The organism is Bacillus sp. IT-79MI2 (genome assembly GCF_949768135.1).
In the GTDB taxonomy this organism is placed as follows: Bacteria; Bacillota; Bacilli; order Bacillales; family Bacillaceae_G; genus Bacillus_A; species Bacillus_A pseudomycoides.
Genome location: NZ_CATKPV010000131.1, coordinates 1 through 804 on the forward strand (window position 1 = coordinate 1; position 804 = coordinate 804).

At 35.0% G+C, this 804-nt stretch carries 1 protein-coding gene; it reads right to left on the bottom strand.

All coding sequences use genetic code 11. From position 1 onward, the window contains the following. The coding region (locus tag ACM6HU_RS27330) for an IS4 family transposase (protein ID WP_414848551.1) at positions 1 to 804 on the bottom strand (804 nt) is incomplete at both ends.

Genomic DNA, 804 nt, shown 5'->3' on the forward strand with positions numbered 1-804 from the left:
AAAAAATAGTCTTTAATCATATAAATAGCTTTATATTCACTCAATTCTTGTTTCTTCTTCATAAGAAGTAACTTCCGCATTTGAAACATAATAGAGGAACAGAGTAGAATGGCAATCAGTTGCCCATACAAATGGCATTCCAATCGTTCTTGTTTTATCTTTTTACAATGATGAATGCAAAAGAATGATTTCCACGTTTTAAATAAAATTTCGATTTGCCAACGTAAAGAATACCAATCATGTACTTGTCCCATTGGGACAACATCTGTAGAAGTGTTTGTCATATATACATTGATACCACTGAGTCGTTTACTACGAGGAGAATACTTCATTCCTTTCTTTTTTTCTCTTACGGTTTGATCTTGTAATCGTTTTTCTTGTTGTTCTTTTGTTAGTCGATGAACAATCACACGAGTAGGTACTTTATCGGTCATTCCTACATAAGCGTCGGGTATTTCACATGTTTGTCCTGGCTGAAGAGAGTTCATTAAGACCTCCATATCTATCTGTATATACTCCGTACCTTTTTTGATTCTTCCATCTCGAAAATAATCAGGATCGGGATTTTTTTGATAAATACGTGTATTCGACTTGATACGAGAGATATAGTAAGCCTTTTTATCCTGTATATGTTGAAGATCTTTCAAATGAAAATATCCTAAATCTCGGATACATAAATCATTCGCTGTCACAGTTGGGACACACAGAGAACCGTAGGTTCGATCATGTTGTTTACCCGGACCGGTATGAATATGCAGGAACCGTCCACTTAATAAATCATATTCAAGCTGAATTTTCACCCCT